Source organism: Vibrio sp. 10N.239.312.C11, from assembly GCF_041466065.1.
GTDB lineage: Bacteria > Pseudomonadota > Gammaproteobacteria > Enterobacterales > Vibrionaceae > Vibrio > Vibrio tasmaniensis_A.
In genome coordinates this window covers 22,102-28,177 of the sequence record NZ_JBFSRZ010000060.1, presented here as the reverse complement: position 1 = coordinate 28,177, position 6,076 = coordinate 22,102, and the positions used below count along the sequence as shown (strand labels likewise).

Annotated in this window: 6 protein-coding genes and 1 pseudogene; 2 read left to right on the top strand and 5 right to left on the bottom strand. The window is 40.5% G+C overall.

Features of this window, described 5'->3' with window-relative positions:
- On the top strand, positions 1 to 842 hold an 842-nt coding region (locus AB6D07_RS19765; RefSeq protein ID WP_372140745.1), incomplete at its 5' end, for a hypothetical protein.
- Between the two features lie 277 nt (positions 843 to 1,119).
- A complete protein-coding gene (locus AB6D07_RS19760; protein ID WP_017104183.1) occupies positions 1,120 to 1,464 on the top strand; it encodes a hypothetical protein in 345 nt (114 codons plus the stop codon).
- A gap of 108 nt (positions 1,465 to 1,572) precedes the next feature.
- Here AB6D07_RS19760 and AB6D07_RS19755 read toward each other — a convergent pair whose 3' ends face one another.
- The 5 genes and pseudogenes from AB6D07_RS19755 to AB6D07_RS19735 form a co-directional block, all read right to left on the bottom strand.
- On the bottom strand, positions 1,573 to 2,778 hold the full coding sequence (locus tag AB6D07_RS19755) for a RelA/SpoT domain-containing protein (RefSeq protein ID WP_017104182.1): 1,206 nt from the start codon (positions 2,776 to 2,778) through the stop codon (positions 1,573 to 1,575).
- Positions 2,775 to 3,242 carry a Panacea domain-containing protein gene (locus AB6D07_RS19750; protein WP_017104181.1) on the bottom strand — a complete coding sequence of 156 codons (468 nt, stop codon included), beginning with the start codon at positions 3,240 to 3,242 and terminating at the stop codon, positions 2,775 to 2,777. The genes AB6D07_RS19755 and AB6D07_RS19750 overlap by 4 nt, the downstream gene beginning before the upstream one ends.
- Before the next feature lie 121 nt (positions 3,243 to 3,363).
- Positions 3,364 to 3,988, bottom strand: a pseudogene (locus AB6D07_RS19745) (site-specific integrase); the annotation flags it as partial.
- 85 nt (positions 3,989 to 4,073) lie between these two features.
- On the bottom strand, positions 4,074 to 4,283 hold the full coding sequence (locus AB6D07_RS19740; protein WP_004731543.1) for a cold-shock protein: 210 nt from the start codon (positions 4,281 to 4,283) through the stop codon (positions 4,074 to 4,076).
- Positions 4,284 to 4,731: 448 nt separating this feature from the next.
- Complete coding sequence (locus AB6D07_RS19735) at positions 4,732 to 5,817, bottom strand: PQQ-dependent sugar dehydrogenase (protein ID WP_017103739.1); 1,086 nt, start codon at positions 5,815 to 5,817, stop codon at positions 4,732 to 4,734.
- Positions 5,818 to 6,076: the final 259 nt, after the last annotated feature.

Sequence of the window (6,076 nt, the reverse complement as noted above, 5' to 3'; positions counted from 1 at the left end):
GAAATACGCGAAACGGGGTTGTTCTATCTTTAAATTTAATTACGCAACAAAGCCACTTAGAATCTCTCATTGAAACAAGCCATACTGAGTCGAGGCCTTGTTTGTCTGTGCAGCTTAGTAGTTTTCTCCAGTGTGTAGATGAATTTATAACCGCTCATGAGAACTATCGTGTCCGTTACAAGATGGAGCTAGCTTATCAACTTTCGTTTAAGAGCATGCACGTAACAAGGGCATATAAAGATTTGCAAAGAGCCCTCAATACTATTCTAGAAGGTTACTTGTCTCCACATCTAGAAGAGAACGTTTTGCAGCTTGAATTGTATTTAGCCAATGTCCCATCGTTGAAGCAGTTTGGTATTAAATTGATTGCTTTGGATGATATGTATGCTGAACTAAGTAATTTGTTCAATATATCCTTATCCGATTATCCAATCATTATTGAACATATTGAAGATGGAAGTTTGCTTGCTCGTATTTCTGGCAACCCGCTAATTGTTGGTATTCTTACGACCGTAATAGGAGTGAGCTCGACCTACTACATCGAAAACTATCCAGCAAATAAAGAAATTGTTGAGATAAAAGAGAAAGTAGAAACGTTGGATTCAATGTTTGAGCTGAGCAAAAAGTTACAGCAGGAAGGCTATAATGTAGATGATATGCAGGATAGTATTAACCGCTCATTGAAAAAATTAGCGAAGTCTAGCGATTTGTTGTTAAGTGACCAACCTAGTATTGAGGTTAATGACAAGGTTTATCAAATGGATGAACAAAACAGTACGAAACTGCTTGAGCAGAGTAAGCAAAAGCTTCTTGAAAATAAGGGATTAATGCAAGAGGCGTAGCGGTAAATCGATTAAGTTTGGTTTAGAAAGAAACACAAAGAAAACAAATGGTATCGGTGTGTCGATAAGCCCTTAGGGCTTGAAAAGCTCAAGGACAAGCAATACGGGCACAATTCGTGACAAAGTCACTTTTTGTAAAGAGGCTGTGCGCTATATGAATAGTCATCCTGAAGAATGGATGCTAACTGATGAGCTTTCCCGAACTGTGCGACAAGCTTTGGTGTCACGTAGAAAAAAGTAATTAATCGAAAAAAATAAATTTGAAAGGTATAGAAGAATGGATACATTTAAGAATATCGAAGAAGATGACTTCGGTAATATCACATATGAATGTCCTAACTGCAAAGATACTATGTCAGAGTTGCTGTTAGAAAAGAAGCTCTCTAAAAGCAGCACTTGTAAGTTCAAAGCTAATTGTCTCTATTGTAAAGTATCTTCATGTCTGGAGCCTCGCGATCTTAACGACCCTAGTCAGGAAAATACGTTTTTTACTAATCCTGATGAACAAAAGTCCTTGGATGAGCTCGAAGCTGAAATTCAACAAGGCATACAATCTTCTGAGGAAGATCAGACAATAGAACCTTCAAAGCCTGGTAAAAAAAATAAACCTGGTGGTTTATAGACTGGGGGGAGAGACTAATAATACCACTGCGTTGAGCTTAATAAAAAGGAGCCTATAGGCTCCTTTTTCATATCTTGCGTTCATGTGACTTATAGGCGCATAACGGGATTATTTTTTGTAGTTTTTGGCTTGGCAAAGGACCTCAATGAATGAAGCGCAGTCGCCAATGTAATTTGGGTAGGCGTCGGCAAGATCTCCTAGATTCTGTGTGGACACCAATAATGTGCTGATTCCATTGATGCTGCCGACTATTCTTTCCATTTCGTTATATACCGATGTTGCTTGCGCTTGGTTTTCGAATACCTTTTGAACAGCAACCTCCATTGAAAACTCATTTACTACCAGTAATACATGACCTTTAGTCACTTTAGGATCAGCTTCAATATTTTCAGACATCATTTTGAATGAGGTGAGGCGTGTGACCGCGCATAGCTCATCATTGAGTTCTTGTAGTTGCAAAGCGTTACTTAATTTCTGACTAGCTGTTAGTGTTATTGCTCCTTCGGTATCAGCAATGTGTTGGCTCATCAGTGCGAGTAGTTTTTCCCATTTAATTTGCTTGTTGGTTTTATCTTTATCGGGAGCATGGGAGTGAGTTTTGATATTAGTGGACTCAAGGATATCGATTATCTCAACCGTTGTTGCCCATATGTGTTGTAGCCTCGTTCGAAGTTGTGCTTCAATCTTGAATTTTTTCCCGGAGGCATGCTCATACTGATAAATAATATGGAGGCTTCGATAACCACAGTCGTTTTCTTTCGGTGAAGTGATGTAGTCGTCAATGTCTTTTATTCTTACCCGATTTTCACCTTTCAAGGTCTCTGTTAGTTTGTTTTGAATCAGGTTAAGCGATGTCATGTCAGGAAAAATAGTTCGGCACCCACCAATATCATTCATATTAGTAACACAGGTCTGATTAAGTTTTTTACCATCCAAAGATTTGCGTTGTAATTTGTCAATGATAGTTTCTAGACGTTTGAGGCGCTTTACTGGTTTTACAGGGATATTATACTCCCTGCAACAACGACCAATAAGGTAAGCAATTGTATTTAGAGGTTTTTCATGAGCAGTTCGGAAGGTTTGGATAACAGAAGTAGCTTGTTTTAAATCACCTTCTCTCTTACGTAGCTTGCGTCCTGCTTTTTGTACAGATTTATTGCTAAAGTCTAAGTCTTCGACAGTTTCTTTTGCTGATTGTTCGAGGAATTCATGAAAATCTAGAGAAAAGTCATCGTGGAAGTTTTTGGCTGATTGTTTCGCTGAGGGCGTGTCGTCAATCCTGAAACTGACGACACTTTGATTATTTTCACTCACAGGCTACTTGTATGTCCTGACTGTTGAATTTGTTGGTAATGGTTTTGAATTACGTAATCAGGGATAACTTTATTTTGACTACCATCCCAGACCTTACTCCAAGGGCTTCCCTCTCTGTGAGTGAGTTCAACCAATTGCGGTCCTGAAAGGTGTCCAAGCTTAGCGACTACGTCTTTTACAATCGCTTCACTATCGCCGTCTAGCACAATGTCCATATGTTCTTGGATAGCACTTGAGCCATATGATTTGAAGCGAAAGTATACAGAGGGTACTACAGGACCATACTGCCAAGCAAAGACATCATCAGTGATTAATGGTCTATGGAAGTGTGACAATGATAACCCATGGCAGACGTAAGTTAATTTTTGTAGCTGCAAATTAGTGAAGTATCTACCTTGCTCTGCTGCATGTTTGAGCAAGCTAAACGCAACGTCAACTGCGCTGTAGGTATGATATGCTTTCATTGTTTTTTCCTAAATTTCGTCTTAAATATTAATTAATAAGTCGATGCAACATTAGTGAGTGTAATACAGTGTACATTTTAAAGATAGAATATTTGTTCGTTTAGAGATACAGACAATGGACTCAGGTGAATTTCTCATGCAATTTATGTGGAAACAGCTGGGTGTAAACTTGCCACAATGTGTTTAGGTTTCTATGACCAGTTACCTGAGCAACCTGCAACCTCCTCAATGGTAAAGCCTTTCTCGAACAAGCGGCTTGCACCTTCACGGCGTAGGTCATGATAGCGTAGGTTATCAATCCCAACCTTTTGACACACTTCAACAAAGCCTCGACCAACTGAGCGTGGGTTGTAAGGAAATATCAACTCTCCCTTACGCTCTTGCTTCATTACAATATCGAATGCTTCACCAAGTAGAGGAACGACCATATGGTTGCCTTCTTTCTTACGTGGGTCTTTTCGGTCACGTACGATCACTGTTTTAAGTTCTTCGTTTAAGTCTTCCCACCGAATACCACACACTTCACTTACTCTCATACAACTCAGGATGCTGAAGTCTAGAAGCATCGAGTAGGGGATTTTGTTTTCTCTGCGCTGCTCGCGTTCTTCTAGTGCTTCTTTCAACAAGTCTATTTCATCGGTAGTAGGGCGCCTTGTTCGTTTCTCTGATTTACCGATGAGTTTCATTTCATACAGGATAGGTGTTGCTTCTAAGAATGTTTTCACGTTCGCGAAAACGTTGAATAGAACTAACTACCTTAAATCTCTGAATAGCGGGTAAAAAAATAGCCAGCAGAGGCTGGCTATTTTTAGAAAGCTTTAAAATACTAAATTAAAGTACTTTGATACTGTCAGCTTGTGGGCCTTTTTGACCTTGAGATACAGTGAACTCAACTTGTTGGCCTTCAGCAAGAGTTTTGAAACCATCGCCTGTGATTGCAGAGAAGTGTGCAAATACGTCTGGGCCGTTTTCTTGCTCGATGAAGCCGAAGCCTTTAGTTTCGTTGAACCATTTTACTTTACCAGTAACTGTGTTAGACATGATGATATCCTAAAATTAAATTTTTATTTTGAGCCAATTGTGGCACTGATAGCGCGGAAAAGTTTATTGCTATTGCGTACAACACAACGGGGTTACTAGTAATCCAACGAAATGTTTATATACAAAGAACTTTCTTTCTAGCCGAGATGAAGTCTAAATCAAATTAGGGGATAGTCAATCGAATCCATAGTGAAAGGTTGCAGAAACTTGGGGGTAGTCAAACTTTGCATTCCTTAAATATCATGGAGTTACAGTTGTATGGTGATTTGTTGTCGTTTTTGTGAAAAAGGTGGTCGAAATTGATGACGAATTTGGAGTAATTGCACTGTTTTGGCACATTTATTTTCCAAATTATTAAGCCGCTAATTGGTGCCTGGCCCCAATTTTAACGGCTTACATTTATAAATCTCACGGTAAGCATCATGTGTCTATTGGAACGAGCTTTTGACTACTTTTTCAAGCGATACAGGTTGCCATTATCGGTACTGAAAAAGATGTCGCCGCTTGGTGAAGTTTCAATGTCTCTTATCCTCTCGCCTAAATCTTCTAAAATACGTTCCTCTTTAATTGTTTCACCTTGTCCATTGACTGTCACAATATTGATGTGGGTAAGTTTAAGCGCGCCGGCCAGCAGCTTTCCTTTCAACTCTGGGTATTTGTCACCTTGGTAAACAATCAAGCTGCCCGGAGCGATTGAAGGAACGTAGACTTTTTTAGGCGCTTCAATGCCATCCTTAGTTTCAGACTCGCCTACGCTAATTGGCCCCCAGTACTCTTTACCGTGTGAGGTGACTGGCCATCCATAGTTGGCACCTGCTTTAATTAGGTTGATTTCGTCACCACCTCGCGGGCCGTGTTCAATCGACCACAGCTTCTGGGTTGGGAAGTCGTAATACAAGCCTTGTGGATTACGATGGCCATAGCTCCAAATCTCATTGAGTACCTTGCTGTTATCCGAGAACGGGTTATCGCTTGGTGTGCTTCCATCAGCATTCAATCGTAATATTGATCCGGCGTGAGTCATGGTGTCTTGGCCGTTGTCTCGATCACCACGGTCGCCGATTGAAAAATACAGGTGGCTATCATCAAAGGTGATACGGCTGCCAAAGTGACGCCCAGTGTCCGTTCTGGATTTAGATACAAACACGTCTGTCCAATTGGTAACTTCATTATTGCTGTAATTAGCAGAAGCCAGTGTCGTTAAGCCTTCACCATCGACTTCTTTACTGTAAGTGACGTAGAACTTTTCGTTTTCAAAAGGGGAGAGCGCGATATCCAACAGACCACCTTGGCCTTTCGCCCAAACATTGGGCAGCCTGAACAGTGTGCTTTGCTCACCCGTCTTTAAATCAACCTGTTTAATGACGCCAGCTTTTTCTGTTACTAGCATGGAGTTATCGTTGATATAAGCCAACCCCCAAGGGATCACGAGTCCGTCGGTGATCTTCTCTACTTGCCATGCAAAAGCAGAGGATATTGGACTCGATGCGATGAGTGCCAAAGCATAGGAAATAATACGATGATGATTGTTCATGGGAGTCCTTTGTTTTCATGACGTGGTATTAGTTTAGCTTGTGGTCGACAGGTGCAAAGGTTGGGTTACTGAAAAGTGACTATTCATTTATTTAGTTCAACCAGTGTTGTATGAGTAAGCAAGCTCACGTATGTTTAGCCTGCCATTCTCTATTCGATTCCTTCGGAGCATAATGAATACTACCCTTGCAACATCTTCGCTGTTTTCTCTGTCTGTATGTTGTCAGGTTGATACCCAAGCTATCTATTCTCAAACCACC